The organism is Candidatus Protofrankia californiensis, from assembly GCF_900634765.1.
Classification (GTDB): Bacteria; Actinomycetota; Actinomycetes; order Frankiales; family Frankiaceae; genus Protofrankia; species Protofrankia californiensis.
Window position 1 is genome coordinate 26132 of sequence record NZ_CAAAFT010000466.1, and the last position, 1171, is coordinate 27302.

Annotated in this window: 1 protein-coding gene; it reads left to right on the forward strand. The window is 67.7% G+C overall.

Annotated features, from left to right (window positions below):
• Positions 1–552: 552 nt before the first annotated feature.
• Positions 553–1171: Ig-like domain-containing protein (locus DD1DGNOD_RS24080; RefSeq protein ID WP_241255951.1), on the forward strand; the 619-nt coding region annotated here is incomplete at its 3' end.

Here is a 1171-nt window from a genome sequence, read left to right on the forward strand (position 1 = left end):
TCGCTTGTGCGGTACGGCGTCGGTTATGAAAAACCATCCCGGGCACCTCACCCGCGGGCCGTCCGGACGTAGCCCGACCATCGTTGATCGTGGCTGTGTTCGCATCCGAGGATCCCTGGCCGGCCAGCCTGGACGCCGGGAGGGCACGGCTAATTCCGATCCGGACGAACAACCTTTCCACGGCGAGGCGAAAAGGGACCGTGGCGACCTGTCACCAACGACGGACCGATGGCGATGGCGATGCCCCGATGTCGACGGCGGCGTCGGTTACCTGCCGACACCGGTCCGGCCTCCACCACCATGCGTGGTCGGGCGGCACCGACCCAGGCTCGTCAACCGGCAGCATGCAGACTCAGACTCAAGGAACGCGCCGACGCCAGCGCGCGCCATCAACTAGAGGGCCAAAGGAAGTGCGATCATGTTCCTTTCACGCTGCCGGAGGTCCACGTCCCCCGAGTCATCCGGAACGCACGGCCCGTCAAGTTGCTCCGGAACATCCCAGTATGCTCCGGTACAGACCAAACTCGGACGCCGGAAAGCAAGGAGAAGCGGATGAGGCCCACACCAGTGGACAGCCACACCCGCAGCAACACGGACCGCGACGGCGAAATCGCCGGTACCCGATCCGAAGGACGCAGGCTGAGTCTGCACGCGGTGATGGACGGACGGCGCCGGCAGTGGCTGGGGATCGGTGCCGTCGGACTTGTGATCGTCATCGTCGTCGGCATCATCCTCGCCCGGGGAGGGCAAGGGCCGGCATCCCCGCAGGCGGCCACAACCGCCGCGCCCAACTCCGCTCCCACCGAGCAGGCCCCGGCCCGCCCCGTCGGCCCCTGGGTCCTCGCCGTCGGCACGAGTCCACTCGACGGGCAGTCCGTCAAGGGAAGTGTCGAAGTGAGCCTGAACCCGGGTACGGACACCCTCGACAAGGTCGAACGGGTCAAATTCTCCCTCGACGGAGACACGGTGCTCGACGACCGGGACGCACCGTTCACGGTCCGGCTCAACAATCCGGCCGCGGGCAAGCACACTCTCACTGCCCGCGTTCGCACGAACGACGGCAGCACCGAAGTGGAATCCGCATTCACCTCCACCGGTGACGGAGCAGACTCGGCCGCGCCTGCCGCGCCTGCCGTGCCGGCCGCGCCGGTACCGCCCGCCGTCCTGGCCG